The sequence below is a fragment of the Achromobacter sp. UBA2119 genome, assembly GCF_002331005.1.
GTDB classification, from domain to species: Bacteria; Pseudomonadota; Gammaproteobacteria; order Burkholderiales; family Burkholderiaceae_B; genus Achromobacter; species Achromobacter animicus.
This window is the reverse complement of sequence record NZ_DCYD01000015.1, coordinates 775,726-797,350: the sequence shown is the minus strand read 5'-3', so window position 1 is coordinate 797,350 and position 21,625 is coordinate 775,726. Positions and strand designations below refer to the sequence as shown.

The window sequence follows — 21,625 nt, the reverse complement described above, 5'->3', positions numbered from 1 at the left end:
CGCGCGACCAAGAAGCGCGAAGGTGCGTTGATACTTTTCTAGCGCTGACACAGGTTTACCCATTTATTCTGTAAAGCGCGTAGCGACGACTTTGATAGATCGGCACCAACCGTTCTCTCACGCTTTCCTCAAGTGAGGACTCTTTACCCTTTGGAATTGCCACGAAATCATATGCGTCCTTTTCCAAGGACAACTTTTCCAACTCACTCGGAGTAATTAGCTCTGCCGTGCCGCGCGAATAAAAACGCGCGGAGAAAGGGCGGCTATGCACAAAGTAAAGCTTCTGACCTTCGCTCATCTGAGATTCGGCAATGGCCACTAATTGCTTCTCTGTTTTGAGCTTTGTGGGCACCGTGAGCGAGACCAGCCCGAGACCAATTGCCGCTATCGGCACTATTGCACACGTGGCAGCCAAGATCCGGACTAGGCGCGGCATCGCTTTTGCTGGCGATAGCTCTTTGGCGAATATTGCGAGGAGCAGTGCAAAAGCTGGCAGGCTAGGCAACACATACGTCCAAAGTATGTTTCCAGAGAAGGTGAAGAAGGCCGGAGCGGCAACGGCCCACAACGCCAAGTATCCGACGACCGGAGACCGACAAACCTGAAGAGCCCGAGCCCTGCGAGAGGCATTAGCCACTATCCATACACCCAGCAGAATTCCGCCCCATCCCCATGGGAACGAAGCTAGCAGCCAATCACCCCAAATTCCGCCAAAAGGTCGCTCGTGAGCAGTACCGTACAGGTCTCCCTGCCAACCTGAGTCTAGGAACCGCAGAAAGTGCTCACCTACTAAAAAGTACTGGACGAATCCTGGGGTCTTTATCTCAGCGACGATGTACCAAGGAACAGTCAGCGCGACCATCAACAACGTGCCCGTGAACCAAGGAAGATTGGTCAGGTGCGCCCTACTATCACGATAAAGCGCAAGCCAAGGAACGAGGACTATGCCCAGGAGCACGAAGGCGAGCGGCCCTTTCGACAACAGGCCAATGGCTATGCCCACAAAAAACCCATACCGCCAGAAAGGTGTAGGTGCTGTCGGCGCGACTAGGAACGCCAACATCGAATAGGTGATCCCTAGAGCCAAGAAGGAGTCTGTGAGCACAGCACCGGCCGCAGCGAGCGGGAGCAGCATGGAAGACAATATGAGCGTCGTCCATCGGGCCGCCTGTCGATCGACCAAGATAGCAGTTGCGCGATAGAGCATTGCTGCGAGCGCAACCATCGCAAGGAATGAGGGGAGTCGAACCGCGAACTCGGACCCACCAAGGATCCTTATCCCCATCGCCTGACTCCAGAATGAGAGCGGTGGCTTTCCCCAGAACGGAACCCCGGGTTCGAACCAAGGAGTGATCCAATCCCCGGTTTCCGCCATCAATCTCGCAATCTCAGCGTATCTCGGCTCCGAGGTGTCGATCAACGGCATCGCAGCCATTGAAAAAAGCCGAGCGATAACGATGCCCGCCAGGGCCAACAAAAACCATTTAGCCTTCAACTGCATTTTTCGTTCCAATCCCGGCGTGTTGTGAGGCCATCTGCGTGGCTTTCTCGAGCACATCGCGCACTATGAAGATTGGACGCTGCTTCGTCTCCATGTATCCTTTTCCAACGTATTCGCCCAACAGCCCAATCGTCAGGAGCTGAATCCCACTTAAGAGGGTGATCATGGCTGTTAGTGATGGATAGCCAGGCACGTCGTGACCGAACACGATCGTTTTGAAAATAATCCAAAGGCCAAACATGCCACCTGTCAATGCGACAACAGCTCCTATGCCAGTTGCCCAGCGCAGCGGAGCGGTAGAGAATGAGGTGATGCCTTCAAGGGCGAGCCCGAATAGCGCGAAGTAGTTCCACTTGGTCTTGCCGGCGGCCCTGGGCGCGCGATCATAGTCGATCACTTTGGTGGGAAACCCGATCCAAGCATAGAGACCTTTCATATAGCGACACCGCTCTGGCATCTGGAGCAAGGCCTCAACGGTCCTACGACTCATAAGCCGGAAATCCCCTGTGTCTGCGGGTATCCTCGACCGGCTCAAGCGACTCATGATTCGGTAGAACGCATAAGCAGACAAACGCTTTGCGAAACCTTCACCCTCACGCTTGCGCCGGCGCATCGATACGACATCGAACCCATCCTGCCATGCCTTGACCATATCCGGAATTAGTGCGGGAGGATCCTGCAGGTCGGCATCCAACATGATCACCGCCTCACCCCGCGCATGCGCCAGGCCAGCGCTCATCGCAGCCTCTTTCCCAAAATTTCTACTCAGGCGAACCACTCGAACTCTGGGATCCCGCTCCATCAGCGCAGTCAAGATCAATACGCTTTTGTCCGTGCTACCGTCATCCACGAACACGATCTCGTAAGGTAGACCTAGCTCGCCGAGAATCTCTTTCAGCTTCGAGTGACAAATTGGCAAGACATCTTGTTCATTCAAGAACGGAATCACAATCGAGATCTGGATTGCGTTCTCCGCTTTTTTATTGGCTTCTGCGGGGTCTAACGGCAAAGTAACCATGGAGGTCTAACCATTCGGTATCGAAGGCTGCCAATGTACGAAAGTGCGCTCGACAATCGTCGAACCTTGTAATTACATTTCCGCAAGCTTGGAGGAGACCGGGCCCCTCCAAGCTCGCGACAGTTCACACTCCTAGCCGGTTAGCTCCTCCTCCTCTGCGTCTTTATGATGTACCAAGCGATAGAGCGCCGGCAGGATCAGAAGCGTCAAGAAGGTGGAGGAGATGATGCCTCCGATAACCACTGTGGCCAGCGGCCGCTGCACCTCCGCTCCTGTCCCCGTTGCGATAGCCATAGGTACGAATCCAAGCGACGCCACGAGGGCGGTCATCAGCACGGGACGCAAGCGAGTCAAGGCGCCTTCTCGCACCGCGGTGTACAACGGCTTTCCTTCATCTCTCAAGGAGCGAATAAAGGACAACAGAACCAAACCGTTGAGAACAGCGACACCACAAAGTGCAATGAATCCCACTGCAGCGGTAATCGACAAAGGAATTCCTCTGATCCACAGCGCAAGAATTCCGCCTGTCAACGCGAAGGGAATACCGGTGAAGACGAGTAGTCCATCCTTAACGTTTCCAAACATCGCGAACAACAGGACGAACACCAAAAGCAGGGCGACTGGGACCACAACCTGCAATCGCTTGGTAGCTGATTCAAGTTGTTCGAAAGTACCCCCCCATGCTGTCCAGTATCCCGTTGGGACCTTGACTTGTTCAGCGATCGCCGTCTCTGCCTCGCCGACGAACGATCCGAGGTCTCTGCCACGAACGTTGGCGCTGACCACGATCCTTCGCTTTCCATCCTCTCGGGAGACCTGGTTAGGGCCAGGCGCCAGATCGAATGTCGCAACTTCAGATAGTGGTATGTAGGCTGTTTGAAGCTGACCCTCAGCTCTCGGCAACGCAATCGGAAGATTTTTGAGTGCAGTGATGTTCTCGCGGACCTTCTCTGGAAGTCGAACGACGACATCGAACCTACGGTCGCCCTGGAAGAACGTGCCCGCCTCACGACCACCCGCCGCAATCGTCAGGGTGTCCTGGACATCCGACAGACTAAGGCCATAGCGCGCTGCTTTAGCTCGATCGATCGACACGGTCAGCATGGGAAGACCCGTGGTCTGTTCCACTTTGACTTCCGAGGCACCTGGGATCTTTTGGAGGACCTCAGCTACCTCAGTTGCAGTTCTGTTCAACACATCGTTGTCATCACCAAATATCTTCACCGCGACATCGCTGCGAACGCCAGAAATCAGTTCGTTGAACCGTAGCTGAATCGGCTGCGAGAACTCGTAGTTGTTCCCCGGAATGTTCTGTGCTTCACGCTGAATCGCCTCACGCAGCTCCGCATGAGACTTCTTCGGGCTCGGCCAGTCCTTTTCGGGCTTAAGCATGATGTAGCCATCGGAGATATTGGGGGGCATAGCGTCCGATGCGATCTCGGCAGTGCCGGTCCGCGCGAACACACGCTCGATCTCGGGAAACTTCTCCTTTAAACGGGTTTCCAGCTGAACCTGCATGGCGACTGATTGCGTCAAACTTGTGCCCGGAATGCGCAATGCTTGGATTGCCATGTCTCCTTCGTTGAGATTCGGAATAAACTCGCTTCCCAAACGAGTGGCGATAAAACCGCACACGAGCAAGAACCCTAGTGCCCCACCGAGCATGAGAGGAGTGCGGCGAAGTGCCAAGTCGAGCAGAGGTTCGTAGCGTCGACGTGCCCACGCCATTACCCGAATTTCCTTCTCTGACACCTTCTTCCCGATGAACATAGCCACGGCCGCCGGTACGAACGTGACCGACAGAATCATGGCACCGAGCAATGCCATTACCACGGTGAGAGCCATGGGGTGGAACATGCGCCCTTCCACCCCGCTGAGCGCGAATATTGGAAGGTAAACAACCATGATGATCAGCTGGCCGTACAGCAGTGGACGTCGCGCCTCGCGAGCGGCCGCGAATACTTCGTGGAAGCGTTCGGAGCGAGTGAGGGGACGACCGTGATGCAGCTGTGCATGACTCAGCCGTCTGACGCAGTTCTCCACAATCACTACCGCGCCGTCGACAATGATCCCGAAATCAAGCGCCCCAAGACTCATCAGGTTGGCGCTGACCTTGTAGGTCACCATTCCCGTAAACGTGAACAGCATAGATAGCGGGATCACCATCGCCGTGATGATCGCAGCACGAATGTTTCCGAGGAAAACGAACAGGATCACGATCACCAAGATCGCGCCTTCGAGAAGATTCTTCTTTACCGTGGCGATAGCTTTGTCTACGAGATCGGTACGGTCATAGACGGTGATCGCTTCTACCCCGTCGGGCAAGTTCTTGTTTATCTCCCCGAGCTTTTTCGACACTGCTTGGGATACAGCCCGGCTGTTCTCGCCAATCAACATGAAGACGGTACCGAGCACCACCTCCTTGCCATTGTCTGTAGCGGCGCCCGTGCGAAGCTCTTTCCCGATTGAAACATCCGCAACGTCACGAACGCGTATGGCTTGCCCATCTCTCGCGGTCAGGACAATATCCTGAATATCGGCTATCGACCGAACCTGACCCGGAGCACGAATCAAGTACTGCTCGCCCTTTCTTTCAATATACCCAGCTCCAACATTCGCGTTGTTTCGCTCTAGAGCGGTGATGATGTCGGTGAGCGAGAGTCCATAGGACGCCAAGCGCTCGGTATCTGGAGCTACCTGGTACTCCTTTGCGTAGCCTCCGATTGAATTGACCTCGGTCACGCCTTTGACGTTGCGCAGTTGCGGCTTGATGACCCAATCTTGAATCTCGCGCAGGTCCGTGGCCGTATATGGCGAACCGTCTGCCTTCTTTGCATCGGGTTTTGCTTCAACGGTCCACAGGAAAATCTCTCCCAATCCGGTAGAAATCGGCCCCATGACGGGGGTGATCCCCTCCGGCAGGCTTTCCTTGGCCTCCTGCAGACGCTGATTAACGAGCTGACGGGCAAAGTAGATGTCTGTCCCGTCCTCGAAGATCACTGTCGTCTGAGAAAGGCCGTAACGAGACAGCGAGCGAGTTTGCTGCAGCCCCGGCAGACCAGCCATCACGGTCTCGATCGGATACGTGACGCGCTGCTCCGTTTCTAAAGGAGAGTAGCCAGGAGCACTCGCGTTGATCTGGACCTGGACGTTCGTGATGTCGGGAACCGCGTCAATGGCCAGTCGCGAGTAGTTGTACACCCCAACGGCGGCCATTCCAAAAGCGATGAACAAGACAAGCCAACGCTGCTCAATGGCAAAGCGAATTAAACGTTCAAACATGTGGGCTCCGACTCAATGCGCGTGATCTGCCGTTGCCTTGCCCAACTCGGACTTCAGCACGAAAGCATTGGAGCTGACATAGCGCGTTCCAGCATTGAGCCCTGACACAATCTCCGAGCTCTTATCTGTCGTCGCGCCTAACTTGACGGGCTGGGGAAGAAAGCCACCAGGAACTTCGATGAACACCGTAGGCTGTCCGTTGACATCCTGGATCGCGTCGCTCTCCACAGCTACTCCAACGTCATTTCGCTCCACCACAACGCTTACGGAAACGAACAGACCGGGCCGCCAGGCCATGTCGGGATTCTTCAATGTCACCCTCGCAGTCGCTGTGCGCGTTTGCTGTCCAAGCAATGCACCTATATAGGACACGGTGCCGAACGCCTCCTCGGAAAAGGCAGTCGAGGTGATCTTTGCATCTTCACCTACACGGACGTCCCGGAGATCTTTGGGCGCGATTACGAACTCTGCCCATACCGTGCTCAGATCCGAGATTGTGAAGATGCTTGCCGTGTCGGATAGCGCCTCGCCCAAAGCGATGTGCTTCTCGACGATGACACCATCAAAGGGCGCACGAATCTCAAGAAGATTCAAGTCTTTTGCGGACGGTTCTGCGCCAATTGCCCGAAGCTTCTGAGCTGCGTTTTGCACGGCGATATCCGCCTCCTGAAGTGCAGTCTGAGCCTGTTGATAGTCCTGTTGGGCTGAAACCTGCTCCCGCCATAACTTCAGCTCTCGAGCGTGCGTGGCGGCAGCCAATGCTCGGCGCTTCGTCGCAGCAAGCCACTCGCTTCTGAGCTCGGAGAGCGATGCGCTTGAAATGACCGCCAAGAGCTGTCCTTTTTTCACCTCTTGTCCCAGATCGGCCGAGACCTGTTGAACGGTGCCTGCGGCCTTAGGCACGACGTGTGCAGTGCGATCTGCATTAAATCGGATCTCCCCGGGGAATTTCGTGCTCGACTCAAGGCTCTGCGCCTTGGCTTCACTTGTCTCAATTCCGGCCGCAGAGATTTGTTCAGGGGTGAGCGCGACTAACCCCTCCTCTTTGTGCAATTCTGCGCGGATAGGGTCAGGCCTTCCAGGAATGGAGACGCTAATTTCGACTTCAAAGAAATGTGGCTCAGCGATAAGTTGATCACTGACAAATCCTTCTGTGGAGGGGGTCAGCTTGAGCACCTTCTCTTCCCCGTTTGGCCTTTTCAAAGTCGCGGTTGCCGTTAAGTCTTTTGCATTCACAGGCTTGCCTGACGCCGCTATCCAAACCTTTAGCCGAGCCGCCTCGCCCTCCTCAACCAGACCCACCTCAATCGTGTTGTCTCCGACCGTTGTCACTTCACCCTTATTCGGCCCCACTGCCGCTTCGGAATGACTGTCCCCTGCGTGGTCAGATGGCCCTGCAAGCCCCGGCGCCGGAATCAGGAGTTGAAGGGATAGCGCGACCGCAATGACGGCGCGACGTTGTACTAGCTTGAAATACGGGCTCATGTTCATCTCTGTTTATTGGCCAAGGATGCGATCGATTTCAGCGCGGGCCGACGCCGCGCGCGACAACGTCGTCAGGTAGGAAATATTCCCTTGCGATAGAGTCCGTTGCGCGTCCAGGACTTCCAGATAGCCGACCTTTCCCGCCTCAAAGCCCTTACGCGCGGCATCGTATGCCTTCTGCGATGTGGGGATAACAGACTGGCGATAGTCGCTCGCGGAAGACAATGCAAGATCGTAAGTGGAGGCGGCGGACACCAAGTCAGCACTCAATCGTGCCTCTAGCTCTCTGTAAGTGTCTTGGGCCTTGTAGGTTTGCATGGTGGCGGCATAGACGTTCCCCTGATTCCTGTCAAAAATCGGCAATGGCACGGAGATCCCAAATTGAGCCTTGTTGCGCCCCATTTCATTGTCGCGAGCCACTCCACCACTTATCGTGATGTCCGGATATCGCTTGCTCTTCTCGACATTCAATTCGGCTTTGCTCACTTCCAATGCGAGGCGTCCGGCAGTCATTCTCGGGGAGGCCAACAAGGCGCCTCGCAGCTCATCCAGCGATTGTCGCGGCGGAAGATCCTCGATATCCGCACGCACTGCCGTGAATTTCGGAGCTGGGTCGTTCCACAGTAATGAGAGTTCTCTGCGTGCGACGGTGAGCTCATTTTCTGCTTGACGCACTTCAATCTGCGCTTTCGTTAGCTCGATGTCTGCTTTGTTCCTCTCCAAAGGCGGAGCCTTTCCTGAGTCCACTCGCTTTTGAGCTACACGCAATGCCCCAACTGCCACTTCAGCCATATCGCGATTGACACGCACCGTTTCCTGCGCGATTGCGACTGCAAAGAATCGAGACGTAACGGAAGTCTTTATCTCCGCCCTCGCGATCTCATAGTCTCGGCCAGCCAAATCACTGTTTAATTGAGCGGCCTCTGTACGTGCTCGTCGCTTTCCGCCCAACTCAACGGGCATGCTGAGCATCGCCGTGGTCGTCCGCGTCGGACGTTGCTGGTCGTCGATGCTGACGTCCAGGGAAGGATTTGGCAGAAGGCTCGCCTGCTCCACCAACCCCTTCGATGCTCCGAAATCATTCTTGGCAGCCGACAATTGGGGATTCAACCTGTATGCGGCATCCAGCGCCTCGGACAGCGTCAGAACGTTTGCCGACGCAATCGATGCGTCTTCCCGGGTGTACTTTTCTGGCGTAGCCTGAGCCCGAGCCTGCGGACCGCACAGCGCGGCGACCATCAGGAACAATGGAAGCAACTTGAGGCGCATCATTTAACCTTGGTAGTGTCTGAGGAGATGTTGGTGCCTATGCCGGGGTGTCGCACGTGGGACACAATAGGGACGCCCAGGACGGATGACCGCCCGTACTGTATCCAAGCGCCTTCGTCAGAATCCGGACCCCCAGATGACAATTCTGTAAGGTTGCCGTGCATTACAGATTCGTAATCCTGGTGAAGGTAGACTGACGGCTAACCTGCCCTAGAATGCGTGCTCCTATTCAAGTGCAAGACGTGCGTGTTTCTGAACACGCAACGTTGGTGGCTATGCGAGCTCGAGCTCGCGCACCAGTTCCCGCTTGGCACCGGATTCAACCTTCGAGGGGTGCCATTTACGATTCGAACGGTTGTGGAACATGAAGATTTTGGTCGTTGAAGACGAGCGCAAGCTCGCTGAATACCTAAAGCGCGCTCTCTCAGAACACAACTATGTGGTCGACGTTGCGTCGGACGGCGTCAGCGGCCTGCACCTTGCCCAAGAGACCCAGTACGACCTCATTCTTCTGGACGTGATGCTTCCAGGGATGGATGGCTTTGCCGTTCTGCACGAACTGCGCAAGTCCGATCGCGTACCCGTCCTTATGCTCACGGCGCGAGACAAGGTCGAGGACCGAGTTCGGGGACTGCAGGACGGCGCAGACGATTACCTGGTCAAACCATTTGCGTTATCTGAATTGCTGGCGCGCGTCCTCGCGTTGGGGCGGCGGAGGGGGCATGTGGTCGCCGAGGCAAGTCGACAGAATGTCTTGAAAGTGGGAGATCTCGAACTGGATCTCCTGAGGCGCAAGGCTAGTAGGGCCGGCACGCGCCTCGATTTGACCGCCAAGGAATTTACGCTGCTTGCCCTTTTGATGCGAAAGCAGGGGGAAGTTCTGTCCCGCTTGGATCTCGCCGAACAAGTATGGGACATTAACTTCAACAGCAATACCAATGTGGTGGAGGTTGCTGTACGGCGCCTTCGTGGAAAAGTGGATGACCCTTTTGAAACGAAGCTCCTTCATACCGTGCGCGGGATGGGCTACGTACTCGAGCTGAGGGATGAGTAATGGGATTTCGCGAGATCAGTTCTCTGCGCCAATGGCTGTCTCGCTGGCTCGCGCTTCAGACATTTGTCGCACTGGGGGTTGTATGCCTAGTTGTGTATTGGGCGACGAATATAAATCTCTCTTATCGTCAGCAGGCACTACTTGAACAAAAGCGTGAAGTCATCGAGCACCTAGCGGATGAATTCGCCGTTAAAGGCGACCTACCCGCGCTCGAGCATAAGCTGAATGACTTTTTCTATGGAAAGTCTGAGTTTTCGTTGCGACTCGTCATTAATCAAAAAGTCAGCGTTTATGGTGAGCCTGCCGTAGCTGCGAAGGACGTAAATCGAATACAGACGCTCTTTTCTTTGCCTGCGCCCAGCCAGCCGGATAGGAGAATGACCGCAGAGTTGTTTCTGGATACCACGCCGGATGTGCGGCTTCGAGTGATGCTGGCATGGACGCTATTTTCGTGTGCTGTGATCGGAGCGATAGTAGTTTCCGTTATAGCCAACGTCCTGGTCCGGCGCGCGCTGCTTCCTCTTCACGAAGTGGCGCGTCAGGCCGCGCTGATATCGCCTGACCGCATCGGAGAACGACTAAAGGAAACGGGGTTGGCGCAAGAAATCAAACCGTTGGTCCTGCAGTTCAATGCGCTGCTGCAACGGCTAGAGCGGGCCTATGTCCAAATGGAAGGCTTCAATGCAGATGTAGCACACGAACTACGTACTCCTCTCGCGACGCTTATAGGAGAAACCGAATTCGCGCTGGCGGCAAACCGGTCGCCAGTGGATTTGCGAGACGTGCTTGGTTCGAATCTGGAAGAGCTTCAACGCATGACCGCTATTGTCAATGACATGCTCTTTCTCTCACAGGCTGACCGCGGAGCGAGGGCGCGGGCCGAACATGTGGAGAGCCTCCGCGCAATTACTACGGAAGTTCTTGAATATCACGAGGCCGAGGCCCTGGACGCGAGAGTTAGCTTTGACGTCTTGGGAGATCAAGCTGGCAGTGTAGACCGCTCGCTCTATCAACGCGCTATTTCAAATCTGGTTTCGAATGCCATTCGCTACAGCAAGCCGAAGTCAAGAGTAACGGTTAGGCTGTACAGGGCCGACGACGGGAAAGTACACGTCACCGTGCACAATTTGGGTGAGCAAATCGAAGCACAGCATCTACCGCGGCTCTTCTACCGGTTCTACCGGTCAGACTCTGCTCGTGCAAGCGACGCGAACCATCACGGCCTCGGACTGGCCATCGTAGCCGCAATTGCACGGATGCATGGCGGCACTCCCTTCGTAAAATCGGACTCGACGGGCACGACCATCGGCTTCAGCATAGCTGCCGACTTCGATCCATCCAAGTAGAACCACATTGGACGTTGGCGCTCCTGCACACTTGTGCAGTGAGCGCCAATGTCGTTTGTAGAGTAGCAAGGTGGCGCGCATCATTGGACATTTAGCGAGTCCACGTAGGCAGCAATCCTTCTAAAGAGATGCTCTCCGGAAATAGCGACAGGGAAATTACAGATTTCCGCGTTTTTTTTTGCAGATTCGTAATTGACGAGTTCGGGTTCTGACGAAGCTCGGCCGCTAAAGTAGCTTTACATGTAAAGCGATGCTAAGAGCCGGAAGACCAGCACTGTAGCGTTACGTCAACTAGGCTGCAACGGCGGAGTGATCACCGATCACGTCCTTCGCTTTTTTCAACGTCATTTTCAATGACGTATTCAAACGACAAATGAAAATTTTAGTTATTGAAGATGAGCAAAAACTCGCCGAGTTGTTACGCCGCAGCCTTACGGACAACAGCTATATCGTCGATATCGCACTGGATGGCGTCAGCGGTCTCCAACTCGCCTATGAAACGCAATATGACCTAATCATATTGGACATCGGCCTACCCGGCTTAGATGGATTTGAGGTTTTACAACGCATTCGTAAAAACGACAATGTACCTGTCATGATGTTGACCTCCAGGTCAAGCCTTGAGGACAGAGTACGCGGTCTGGAGCAAGGGGCCGATGATTATTTAATCAAGCCATTCGCACTCTCCGAGCTCCAAGCAAGAGTCCTCGCTCTCAAACGGCGCGCGGCGGGAGCTGGCGATACCATGTCCGGCGGAAATATTCTTCGCGTAGCGGACCTTGAACTGGACCTACTTCGCCGACGAGTAGCGCGAGGGAACTCCCGCATAGACCTCACGGCAAAGGAATTTGGGCTGCTGACGTTCATGATGCGGCGTGAAGGCGAAGTGTTGTCGCGCCTAGTCCTCGCGGAACAAGTTTGGGACATGAACTTCAACAGCAATACGAATGTGGTTGAAGTCGCGGTCCGCCGTCTTCGCGCCAAGGTCGACGATCCGTTCGACATAAAATTGCTGCACACCGTCAGAGGAATGGGCTACACCATCGAGTACCGCGAGCCCGAATAGGCTTGCCACTGACGCTCTGCAATTGTCTAGCCGCTCTAATGGCTCCTCTCGCCAAAAAAATGAGGACATAGCGGGTTATGGGCACCCCACTATGTCCTCCGCACGCTAGGTGCGCATTACGCGTCAGAATGCGTGGCGCAAGCCGATCACCGCCTCCCTGGCTTTTACATCGCTTTGAAATGCAAAGTTGTTCGTATAGGTGGCAGCAGCGTACATCGTCGTGCGCTTCGAAAGCGTGTAGGAGTAGCCCAACGCAAACGTGTTGCTGGTCGAGTCTCCACCGGTCAGGTCGCTATTGTTCGGATCGACTCGCTGCCACGAACCAAACATGCTGCTAGCGCCACCCAAGGGGACGGATGCTGCGATCAGATAGGAATTCGAGCTGAAACCATCGACGAATGTGTTGGACGGCGTACCGCGGAACGTTCCGACCGAGGCGCTCGATGGGAGCCCCTTGCCAGCAAACCAGCCATCGGTTGCTCGTTCGTATGCCAGCGCCAGCTTAAAGACTTCAAAGTCGTATGAGCCGCCCAGCGTGAACGAGCGAGGAGTGGCCGCAGTTTGGGCCGAGGTCAGTTTGTTCGACGCATTCAATTGGTCATATGCGAAGAATGCCATGAGCGGACCATTGGCATAGCTAATGCCAGTCGTAATTGCTCGAGTGTTATCGGCCGTCCGGAAGCCCGTCTGGGCCGCGTTACGGTCGTCGGCATTAAATGCATAGCCAGCCGATAGGCGGAAGCCGCCCATCGAAGGGCTTTCATACAGCGCCAGGTTGTCATAGCGCACGAAATACGCCGCGCTGAAGCCAAGGCCTCCACCCGTATTGAGCTGCGTGAAGCCGCCGCCAAATCCGGAACCATACATCGAAGCCATAAGACGCGACGCTACGTTGTACTGGCGCCCAAGACGAAACTCACCCCATTGGTCGCTGCCAAGGCCGATGGTAGCTTCACGACCGAACAGGCGATTGTTTTGGAGAGACGAGCCGTTAGCGGAATCGTACCCAGACTCGAGGCGGAAGGTCGCGTACAGGCCATCACCCAAATCTTCCTTTCCGCGCAGGCCCCAACGCGACCCGGCCGTTTGGCCATTAGTCATCGCCACTCGGCTCCCGTCGAATTCGGACTTCGCGCCCGTTCGAGGATCAGTGTAGGACCCGTCGACCTTGGCGTAGCCAATCCCGGTATCAATAATTCCATACAGCGTTACCGACGACTCGGCGTATGCAGCCGTGGAAAGTGTTGCCGCAGAAATTGCCAGCAATAGAGATTTCTTCACAAATTGCTCCTTTATCACAGAGGCGGACTGGATGGCCTCGCCGATAGAAGAAACGCGAAGTCCGTTTCGCATTTCCATTTCGCGGTGTCTATTCGGCAAGTGCCAAGCAAGTGTGGAGATTGTTCATCGACAAAAAACCAACGATTGGATTACATATATGTCTGCATCCAGTCATTAATGACCATTAACCGCTGCGTGCCAACGCAACTCTATGTTTCCTCTCGATTTTGCAGCGACGGAGGACAATTCAGACCCCTTAACGCCATCCGTTAATTCTCATACGCTCCCCACGTGCGGTTGCAAAATCACAACACCCTTCCAAAATCGAAATAGACACTCGTGGGCTCCACATTTCCAAATCCGGACAAAAACGTAATTTTGTAGTCGCGGTTTGGATGGGATGTCTTCGATACAATTCCTATACGCGTTAAGTGATGATGATTTATTAATACCGGCGTCAGTGCGTACCGCCGGTAATCAAATGGAGTTGGCGATGAAAATTTCCCTCAAGATCCTTTCGGCCGTCGTATTGATTGCGACGCCCATGGCGTACGCTGGCGCGCAAACCGCAGTGCCGGCCAACGCAGCCTCGACGTACTCTAGCGGAATTGACCGGGGACTCACTCGAGCGGAAGTACAAGCAGATCTCGCAGTGTGGAAACGTGCAGGAGTGGATCGCTTCTGGAACCAAGACGAAACGCCCGACATTTACAGCCGCGAATACAGAATGGCGTATGCGGAATATGTTCGCCTTCGCAGCGGCACCGAGTATCAACAAGAGCTGGAACGCCTCAAACGCTAAGGCGATCTCCACCGGCGGCGAGCGGCCTCCTCCACCGCGAAGGGAAGAGGCCTTTTTTGGTGCACATTCTATCGAAATGTGCACCTTTTTTTATTGAACAATTTCTTCGGATGAAGACTTAGCCGTTTCGGAATCGGCACCTCGACATCATAGATGAAAGCAAAGAGAAAGGACCGTTAAAACGGCGAGAGCGACGCTCGCATACAGCCAAGGTGGCCTCGAGCATCGCATCCCAAGTTGGTTGCCCAACGATTTTCTTCGATATATCTAGACAGTGGACGACTTACAGGTGACAGGCCCGCTGTCTTTTCTGGCAGAGCCGCACGCACTGTATGAAGGAACGCTGCATTATTGCTCTTCGCCCTTGAGGCGATTAAGTTCCTCCTGATACTCCGGTCCGTTGCGAAGCTCCAAATAGTTAGCATAGCTCTTACGGTAGGACGCACTGTAAATATCGGGTGTGTGCCGACCTTTGTAGAACTTGTTCATTCCGGCTCGCTTCCACATGGCCAAGTCAGCACGCACTTCTGCTCGCGTTTTCGCGCCCTCGGCCGATGGTGCAGGGCCGCTCGTCATCGCGCAGCCAGAAAGGAACATCACCGAAAGCGCAATTGCGACACGAATCCTCATACATGACCCTCGAATTTAGTTTCGCCAACGGACGGAGGAGCACCCAACCGCGTGGAATTTCCCCACGAATGAGCGCTACCTCCTGCCAAAAGCAGACGGCACTTAAGCACCGGTGTTGTAGATTTCGTCGAGGCGCGCACGCTCTTCGGGGGTGATCGAATCGCGTTCTTTCGCAACTTGCTCACGGGTTTTTTCAGTTGGAACCATCCAACCAGGCTTTGCCGCATTCAGGTTGGTAAAGAACCATTCCCTCTTATTGGATTTTGCGGCGACGAGCTCCTGCCGAACTTGCTCCGAGGTTTTTCCACTTTGGCTGTCGCTAATGTGAACTTCGTAGCCGATCTCAGTGTTTGTATTGTGAAATGTGTCGGCGTGGGCGGTCGAACTCAGAGCACCCAAAGTAAGTGCGATGGCGGCGCTAGAAATAGTTACTTTCATCTCAGTGATCCTCACGTTAGTTGTCGTCGCGCAGAAGCGACTGACTTAATAATGTAAAGATCGCGTTTCGACAGTTTGCCGTCTTTATTATTACAATTCTGTAATGATGCGCTTCGTCGACCGTTCCGCTTTTAGAATTCCGACTAGGCCAATCCGGCGGAATTGGCGCGCATCATAAACGACTAATTGCGTACGGAATAGCCGTTTCATGACACGCCTCCTCCAAACACCACATGGGACTTTTGAGTGTTGCCTTATGACCGAGAACCAATAAGTCGGCGGTTCGCGTGAATGGCAGTGAAATCCAAAGCAAGGACGTAAAAATGACGACTAGCATCACCCGGGCGATTACAGCGCTTTCAGCGGAGGTATATTTTGCTTTCGCGTGCGGCGCGTTGCTGGGGACCGGGGCCGGGATTGAACGCTGGTGGCCGTCTATCCCGGGATGGGTGCCTCTCGCCATGTACGTCTCGGCGTACGTGTTTGGAGGAGCTTTCACCGTGCGAGACGCCTTCAATAGCTGGAAGGAGCGGCGCCTCGAAATCGACAGCTTGATGCTCATTGCCGCCGCTGGCGCTGCCGCGCTCGGAGCATGGGCCGAAGGCGCTCTCCTTCTCTTCTTGTTCAGCCTAGGGCACGCGCTGGAGCATTTCGCGATGGGGCGGGCGAAGCGGGCAATCGAAGCCCTGGCAGAACTTGCGCCAAAAACGGCTACGGTGCGTCGCGATGGCCAAGTTCGCGAGATTGCAGTCGAAGAAATTGAGGTGGGCGACCAGGTTATCGTCAAGCCGAACACGCGGCTTCCCGCAGACGGCTTTGTCATCAAGGGAAGCTCAAGTGTCGATCAAGCCCCCATAACAGGCGAGAGCATTCCAGTAGACAAGGCCCCCGTGCCTGACGCTGCCATTGCGCGCAGCCGGCCGGCTGGCGTCGATCCCAAATCTCAAGTGTTCGCCGGCACGATTAACGGGTCGGGCCTGATGGAGGTCGAGGTCACTCGTAAGTCGAGCGACTCAACCCTTGCCCGCGTCGTAGCGCTGGTCGAGCAGGCCGACGTTAGAAAGTCGCCAACGCAGCGGTTCACGGACAGATTCGAGCGAATCTTTGTGCCGACCGTCCTAAGCATCGCGTTCCTATTGCTTTTCGCCTGGGTCATTGTTGATGAGCCATTCCGCGATAGCTTCTACCGCGCGATGGCGGTACTTGTCGCAGCTAGCCCTTGTGCTCTTGCCATCGCAACGCCGAGCGCAGTGCTTTCAGGTATCGCTCGCGCGGCACGGGGCGGCGTACTCATCAAGGGCGGCGCCCCGCTGGAGGAACTTGGAAGCCTGAAAGCACTAGCTTTTGACAAAACCGGTACCTTGACTGAAGGCCGCCCTCGAATTACCGACATCTTGCCGGCACCTGGGGTCTCCGAACAGGAGCTAGTCGCGATTGCGGTGGCAGTAGAGTCGCTAAGTGATCATCCGTTAGCCGCGGCCATTGTTCGAGATGGTCGCCAAACTCTCGGAACGTATCCGATCCCAGAAGCTTCCCAGGTGGAAAATTTCGTTGGCCAGGGAATCACGGCCAAAGTGGGTTCGCAAAGCGTATGGATCGGAAAAGTTGAGATGTTCGGCGCGTCTGGCATTCCGCAGCTCGAAAGCTCGACGATGGCCGCCGCCGACGAGTTGCGGGAGGATGGCCGAACAACGATGGTCGTGCGACTGGGAGACAGAGATCTCGGTGCCATTGGACTAATGGATACGCCACGGCAGGGTGCTGCCGAAACCATAGAAGATCTGCGGCAACTGGGGATTTCCCACATGGTGATGATCTCTGGCGACCATGAGAACGTCGCCCGCGCCATTGCGAACAAAGTGGGCATTGAGGACGCACGGGGCAATTTAATGCCGGAGGACAAAGTTCAAGTGATTCGCGATCTTAGGGCTGATGCTGAAATCGCGATGATCGGAGACGGTGTGAACGATGCCCCCGCCATGGCAAATGCGACTGTGGGTATCGCCATGGGTGCCGCCGGATCAGACGTCGCACTGGAAACGGCCGATGTCGCTTTGATGGCGGATGATCTGCGCCATCTGCCTTTTGCGGTCGGACTGAGCCGCCAGACTCGACGAATCATTCGTCAGAATCTGTACGTCAGTCTCGGTATCGTCGCTGTCCTAGTACCTGCGACGATCATGGGGCTGAGTATGGGCGCTGCAGTCGCCGTCCATGAAGGATCGACGCTGCTCGTAGTTTTTAACGCTTTGAGATTGCTGGCCTACCGAAAGGGTTAGGAGGTTCCGTTACGAGCTTTTCGAGCCAGGAAATTCGTCCCGAGCAAAGTTCCAAGAAGCGGACTCGCGTAAAAGCGCGCCCCAATTCCGCCTTCGGCGCCCGGAGAAACGTCACGAACAGCATGAGCGCCAGGGCCGGATTGATGGCCGCATCCAGTGACGTGGTTGCCGGGGTGAGATACGCCGTGAGCGCCGCAAGGAACGTGGCGAGGAGATAAATGGAGATCTGGTGGCGTTCCAGCCAGTCACGCAGACGAGTCATGGCATCTTCGGTTCTGATGCGTGGGCGGAAAAGCAGCTATTTTCCACCACCTTGCAGCGCACGCTCGACAGCAGTCGCCAAACCCTCGGGGCTCAGCCGGGTCAGGCGCGTGCCATTGACGAAAAATGTCGGCGTGCCTTTGATTCCCACCGTGTTGACGTCCGCCTCATCCGCCTTGATGAGGGCGCTGATAGCGGCATCGTGCATTTCTTCGCGCGCCCTCTTCTCATTCAGCCCCACCCTCACCGCTGCGCGCCATGCCGCAGTCACGTTGGGATCGTCGTGCCATTCGGGCTGGGCCTCGAGTATCGCCTCCAGCACCGGTTCGAAGAGGCCCTGGCGGCGCGCGGCCTCCAGCATCCGCACGGTTTCCTCGGATCCCTTGTGGAACAGCACATAGCGCATCACCACGCGGACGTCGTTCGGATACTTGCTCAGGATCTGCTTGACGTAGGGGTAGAACGCCCGGCATCCCTCGCATGAGGGATCGAAGAACTCCACGATGGTGACCGGGGCATCGAATCGTCCAATCACCGGCGAATGAAAGCGCACCAGTGTCGTGGCTTCGGTCGCCGGCGTTCCCGTTTGGCTGGCTTGCGGCGAAGGCTCGCTTGCCGGGCGTATGAGAACCGCTGCCGCGGCAAAGGCAATGACCGAGACAACACTAATGATGATGACAAGCAGACGTCGATTCATTTTTTTGAGTGGAAACGGACCAATAAGAGGGAGAGGACGACGAAGGTGAACGCGATCAGGGAAAGAAACGGCAGTGGTATCGAACCGAAGATTGCCATTCCGGCCCCTGAGCATGACGCCTCTGCCGAGCACGCGACGATCTCAGGTTCGATCACGCGCCAGTACAACAAGGTGTGGTAGGCGGCGAATCCTGCGCCGGCCCCCGCCAACGGCAAGGCGTAGCGCCAAGCGCCCAAGTCGCCGCGGTAGCAGGCAACCCCAAGCACCACTACCAGAGGGAACATGAATATCCGCTGGTACCAGCACAACACGCACGGCGTCCTGCCGAGCACTTCCCCGATGAACACGGCGGACAGGGTCGCAATCAATGCCGTCACCCACGCCATGGTCAGCCAGGCGGCGGCGTTTCGCGCATGATTTGTCGACCGAGAGGCAACACTCGACACGGCAGGCTCCTATCCCAATCCCACGTAGCGTTGTGTGGGGTGTCAGTGCGAATGCGTTGCGCCGGCGCCGCCGCTGATGGCGCCAGGCGATTTCAGCGAACCGATAGGCCCGGCGCGCAACTCGACGGCAATCTCCCCTGCCCGCTCGAAGCGCAAGGTGACCGGCACGACCTCGTCCTTGACGATGGGTTGCTTCAACCCCATGAACATGAGGTGAACGCCTCCCGGTGCCAGAACCACTTCCTTACCGGCCGGAATCTCCAGGCCCTTTTCCAGCCAGCGCATGCGCGCCATACCCCCAGTGGTTTCGGACGCATGGATTTCGGTTTTGTCCGACAACGGCGAACTGGCGCCAATAAGCCGGTCCGGTTGCGTGCCGCTGTTGACCACCGTCACATACCCGCCGCCGACCCGAATTCCCGGCGGCGTCGCGCGGGCCCACGCCTCACGAACGGTCACGGTCGACGATTCCGCCGCTTGGACAGCGGGAACGACGGAGGTCACCAGCGCGGAAATCGCGCAAAGTCCGATGCAGGTACGGATGCTGATCAATGTTTCACCTTTTGGTCTGTAGAAGTTGGGAAGCCGCACCAATTCGGCCTGGCAGGCGGCGTCAATCGTGCCCGCGATAACGCAGTAAACGCAGCGCGTTCGCCGTCACTAGAACGGTGGCGCCGGTATCCGCAAGGATTGCCATCCAGAGCGTCGTGACGCCCATTACCGTCGTCACCAGGAAGATCGCCTTCAGGCCAAGCGCGAGCGCGATGTTCTGCCAGATATTGCCGAGCGTGACCCGCGATAGATCGATCAGGTTGGCGATGCCCATCACCCGGTTCTGAAGCAGCGCCGCATCCGCGGTTTCAAGCGCAACATCCGTGCCACCGCCCATCGCGACGCCGACTGAGGCCGTGGCCAAGGCAGGTGCGTCATTGATCCCGTCGCCCACCATCGCGACATGGCCCTCTTGCTTCAGCGCTTCGATGGCGGCCAGCTTCTCTTGAGGCAGCAGCTCAGCCTGCACACTGACGCCCAAGGCGGCCCCGATCGCATCGCCCGTTCGGCGGTTGTCGCCCGTCAGCATGACGGTCTTCACCCCCATCCCAAGCAAGCGCTTCAGCGCCTGGGCCGCGTCAGCACGCGGTTCATCGCGCAAGGCGATCAGGCCGCTGATACGCTTGCCGGCCAACACCACGACCACGGTTTTGCCTTCCTGTTCCAGCCTGGAAATGGACTGGCGAACCGGATCCTCGATGGGAGCAAGTTCCTCGGCATAGCGTGGCGACCCCACCGAGGCAAATCCCGATTTCAACCGCGCGGTAACCGCCTTGCCCGGGATGGCGAGCGCCGCCCCGAAACTCTGCGGCAACTCCAGGTTCCGGGCCTCGGCCGCTTCCACGATTGCCGCGCCCAAGGGGTGGCTGGTCTTGCGCTCGACTGCGGCGGCCCGGGCCAGCACCTCGTCCTCGGTTCCTTCGACGGCGACGATATCTGTGATGCGAGGACGGCCTTCCGTAAGTGTTCCGGTCTTGTCGAAAGCAACGGTTTTGATCTTGCCCAAGGTCTCCAGAGCCGCCCCGCCCTTCACCAGCAGCCCCCGGCGAGCCCCGGCGGCCAGACCTGAAGCGATTGCCGCGGGCGTGGAAATGACCAGCGCGCACGGGCAAGCAATAAGCAGCGTCGCCAGGCCGCGATAGATCCAGGTCATCCAGTCGCCATCGAACAGCAGTGGCGGAACGATTGCGATCAGGAGAGAAACCGCCATCGCCGCCGGGGTGTAGACGCTGCTGAACCGGTCAATGAAGCGTGCCAACGGCGCCTTGGACTCTTGCGCCTCTTCGACCATGTGGATGATGCGGGCGATGGTGTTGTCCGCCGCCGTCCGAGAGATCGACATGCGCAGCTCGCCATTGCCGTTGATGCTGCCGGCGTACAGGTTCGCGCCAGGCTCCTTTGCCACAGGCACGGATTCCCCGGTGATCGGCGCCTCGTTCACCTCGGAAATGCCCTCAAGCACGGCGCCGTCAGACGGAACCCGGTCGCCGGGCCTGACGATGGCGACATCGCCTACGGCGAGCTGTTCCACAGGGACGGTTTCAAGTTTGCCATCCTGTTCGCGAAGCGCTTGTCTCGGCGCGAGATCCATAAGCGCCTTGATGGCGGAACGTGCGCGGCCGGCGGCAACGGTCTCCAGAAGTTCACCCACCGCAAACAGGAATATCACCACCGCGGCCTCTTCCGCAGCGCCGATGACAAGCGCGCCGATAGCGGCCACGGACATCAGGGTTTCAATGCTGAACGGGGTGCCCGTGGTCGCACTGGCGTATGCCCGGCGCACGACAGGCACGATGCTGACGATGGCGGCCGCCGAATACACCCAGCGCTCGAATTGGGGGAAAAGCTGGGCTGCGATGAAGGCGACGGCAAACGCCAAGCCTGTCATCCACACCAGCCTGGCCTTCTTGGTTCGCCAGAATGGCAGCGCATCCTGATCACCCGAGCTTGCCGCAGTCGCGGCTGCGTCGTGACTGACAGGCGTGAAGCCCAGCGCGCGGATTTGGGCCTCGATCTTTTGCTGGCTGCTGCGGTCTTCGTCGTAGGACAGCGCCAGGCTTTCCTGACCATAGCTGACGTTGATGTCCGTCACGCCGGGAAGGCGCTTCATGGCGTTTTCGATCTTGACCGCACAGGCGCCGCAATCCATTCCCTCGATGCGCAATTTGAGGGCTTTGTTGGTGGACATAGCAGAACTCGACATGATTTAAACAATCCG

At 56.6% G+C, this 21,625-nt stretch carries 18 protein-coding genes; 5 read left to right on the top strand and 13 right to left on the bottom strand.

The window, feature by feature from the left end:
- Positions 1-55 precede the first annotated feature (55 nt).
- The 5 genes from B3098_RS18150 to B3098_RS18130 all read right to left on the bottom strand — a co-directional run bounded on the left by B3098_RS18150 (position 56) and on the right by B3098_RS18130 (position 8,558).
- Positions 56-1,501 carry an ArnT family glycosyltransferase gene (locus B3098_RS18150; RefSeq protein ID WP_152385236.1) on the bottom strand — a complete coding sequence of 482 codons (1,446 nt, stop codon included), beginning with the start codon at positions 1,499-1,501 and terminating at the stop codon, positions 56-58.
- Positions 1,485-2,519, bottom strand: a complete 1,035-nt coding sequence (locus B3098_RS18145; RefSeq protein WP_152385237.1) for a glycosyltransferase family 2 protein — start codon at positions 2,517-2,519, stop codon at positions 1,485-1,487. The genes B3098_RS18150 and B3098_RS18145 overlap by 17 nt, the downstream gene beginning before the upstream one ends.
- A gap of 132 nt (positions 2,520-2,651) precedes the next feature.
- Positions 2,652-5,801, bottom strand: coding sequence for a CusA/CzcA family heavy metal efflux RND transporter (locus B3098_RS18140; RefSeq protein WP_152385238.1), 3,150 nt, complete (start codon positions 5,799-5,801; stop codon positions 2,652-2,654).
- A gap of 12 nt (positions 5,802-5,813) precedes the next feature.
- A complete protein-coding gene (locus B3098_RS18135) occupies positions 5,814-7,286 on the bottom strand; it encodes an efflux RND transporter periplasmic adaptor subunit (RefSeq protein WP_227741281.1) in 1,473 nt (490 codons plus the stop codon).
- A 12-nt stretch (positions 7,287-7,298) separates the two neighbouring features.
- A complete protein-coding gene (locus tag B3098_RS18130) occupies positions 7,299-8,558 on the bottom strand; it encodes a TolC family protein (protein WP_152385240.1) in 1,260 nt (419 codons plus the stop codon).
- Positions 8,559-8,919: 361 nt separating this feature from the next.
- On the opposite strand from B3098_RS18130, the gene B3098_RS18125 reads away from it, so the two are divergent.
- The 3 genes from B3098_RS18125 (at position 8,920) to B3098_RS18115 (ending at position 12,021) form a co-directional block, all read left to right on the top strand.
- On the top strand, positions 8,920-9,609 hold the full coding sequence (locus tag B3098_RS18125; protein ID WP_152385241.1) for a heavy metal response regulator transcription factor: 690 nt from the start codon (positions 8,920-8,922) through the stop codon (positions 9,607-9,609).
- Positions 9,609-10,955, top strand: coding sequence for a heavy metal sensor histidine kinase (locus B3098_RS18120; protein ID WP_152385242.1), 1,347 nt, complete (start codon positions 9,609-9,611; stop codon positions 10,953-10,955). The genes B3098_RS18125 and B3098_RS18120 overlap by 1 nt, the downstream gene beginning before the upstream one ends.
- A 373-nt stretch (positions 10,956-11,328) precedes the next feature.
- Positions 11,329-12,021 carry a heavy metal response regulator transcription factor gene (locus tag B3098_RS18115; RefSeq protein ID WP_152385243.1) on the top strand — a complete coding sequence of 231 codons (693 nt, stop codon included), beginning with the start codon at positions 11,329-11,331 and terminating at the stop codon, positions 12,019-12,021.
- Positions 12,022-12,144: 123 nt separating this feature from the next.
- Here the strand turns inward: B3098_RS18115 and B3098_RS18110 are convergent, their stop codons facing one another.
- A complete protein-coding gene (locus B3098_RS18110) occupies positions 12,145-13,302 on the bottom strand; it encodes a porin (RefSeq protein WP_180098135.1) in 1,158 nt (385 codons plus the stop codon).
- Positions 13,303-13,795: 493 nt separating this feature from the next.
- On the opposite strand from B3098_RS18110, the gene B3098_RS18105 reads away from it, so the two are divergent.
- Positions 13,796-14,104: a DUF4148 domain-containing protein gene (locus tag B3098_RS18105; protein WP_227741282.1), complete on the top strand. Its 309-nt coding sequence runs from the start codon at positions 13,796-13,798 to the stop codon at positions 14,102-14,104.
- Between the two features lie 348 nt (positions 14,105-14,452).
- On the opposite strand, the gene B3098_RS18100 is transcribed toward B3098_RS18105, so the two are convergent.
- Both B3098_RS18100 and B3098_RS18095 read right to left on the bottom strand, forming a co-directional pair.
- Positions 14,453-14,734 carry a DUF4148 domain-containing protein gene (locus B3098_RS18100; RefSeq protein ID WP_152385244.1) on the bottom strand — a complete coding sequence of 94 codons (282 nt, stop codon included), beginning with the start codon at positions 14,732-14,734 and terminating at the stop codon, positions 14,453-14,455.
- Between the two features lie 102 nt (positions 14,735-14,836).
- Complete coding sequence (locus B3098_RS18095) at positions 14,837-15,172, bottom strand: DUF4148 domain-containing protein (protein WP_152385245.1); 336 nt, start codon at positions 15,170-15,172, stop codon at positions 14,837-14,839.
- 323 nt (positions 15,173-15,495) lie between these two features.
- On the opposite strand from B3098_RS18095, the gene B3098_RS18090 reads away from it, so the two are divergent.
- Complete coding sequence (locus B3098_RS18090; protein WP_254636970.1) at positions 15,496-17,451, top strand: heavy metal translocating P-type ATPase; 1,956 nt, start codon at positions 15,496-15,498, stop codon at positions 17,449-17,451.
- Here the strand turns inward: B3098_RS18090 and B3098_RS18085 are convergent.
- From B3098_RS18085 to B3098_RS18065, 5 genes are all read right to left on the bottom strand, one after another.
- Positions 17,414-17,713 (bottom strand): hypothetical protein, encoded by a 300-nt coding sequence (locus tag B3098_RS18085; RefSeq protein ID WP_152385247.1) that lies wholly within the window; start codon positions 17,711-17,713, stop codon positions 17,414-17,416. The genes B3098_RS18090 and B3098_RS18085 overlap by 38 nt on opposite strands.
- Before the next feature lie 36 nt (positions 17,714-17,749).
- A complete protein-coding gene (locus tag B3098_RS18080) occupies positions 17,750-18,409 on the bottom strand; it encodes a DsbA family protein (protein WP_152385248.1) in 660 nt (219 codons plus the stop codon).
- Positions 18,406-18,855: a disulfide bond formation protein B gene (locus B3098_RS18075; RefSeq protein WP_217618828.1), complete on the bottom strand. Its 450-nt coding sequence runs from the start codon at positions 18,853-18,855 to the stop codon at positions 18,406-18,408. Before B3098_RS18075 ends, B3098_RS18080 begins: the two co-directional genes overlap by 4 nt.
- A gap of 42 nt (positions 18,856-18,897) precedes the next feature.
- Positions 18,898-19,407 (bottom strand): copper chaperone PCu(A)C, encoded by a 510-nt coding sequence (locus B3098_RS18070; RefSeq protein ID WP_180098134.1) that lies wholly within the window; start codon positions 19,405-19,407, stop codon positions 18,898-18,900.
- A 61-nt stretch (positions 19,408-19,468) separates the two neighbouring features.
- Positions 19,469-21,595 carry a heavy metal translocating P-type ATPase gene (locus tag B3098_RS18065; protein ID WP_152385250.1) on the bottom strand — a complete coding sequence of 709 codons (2,127 nt, stop codon included), beginning with the start codon at positions 21,593-21,595 and terminating at the stop codon, positions 19,469-19,471.
- Positions 21,596-21,625 lie beyond the last annotated feature (30 nt).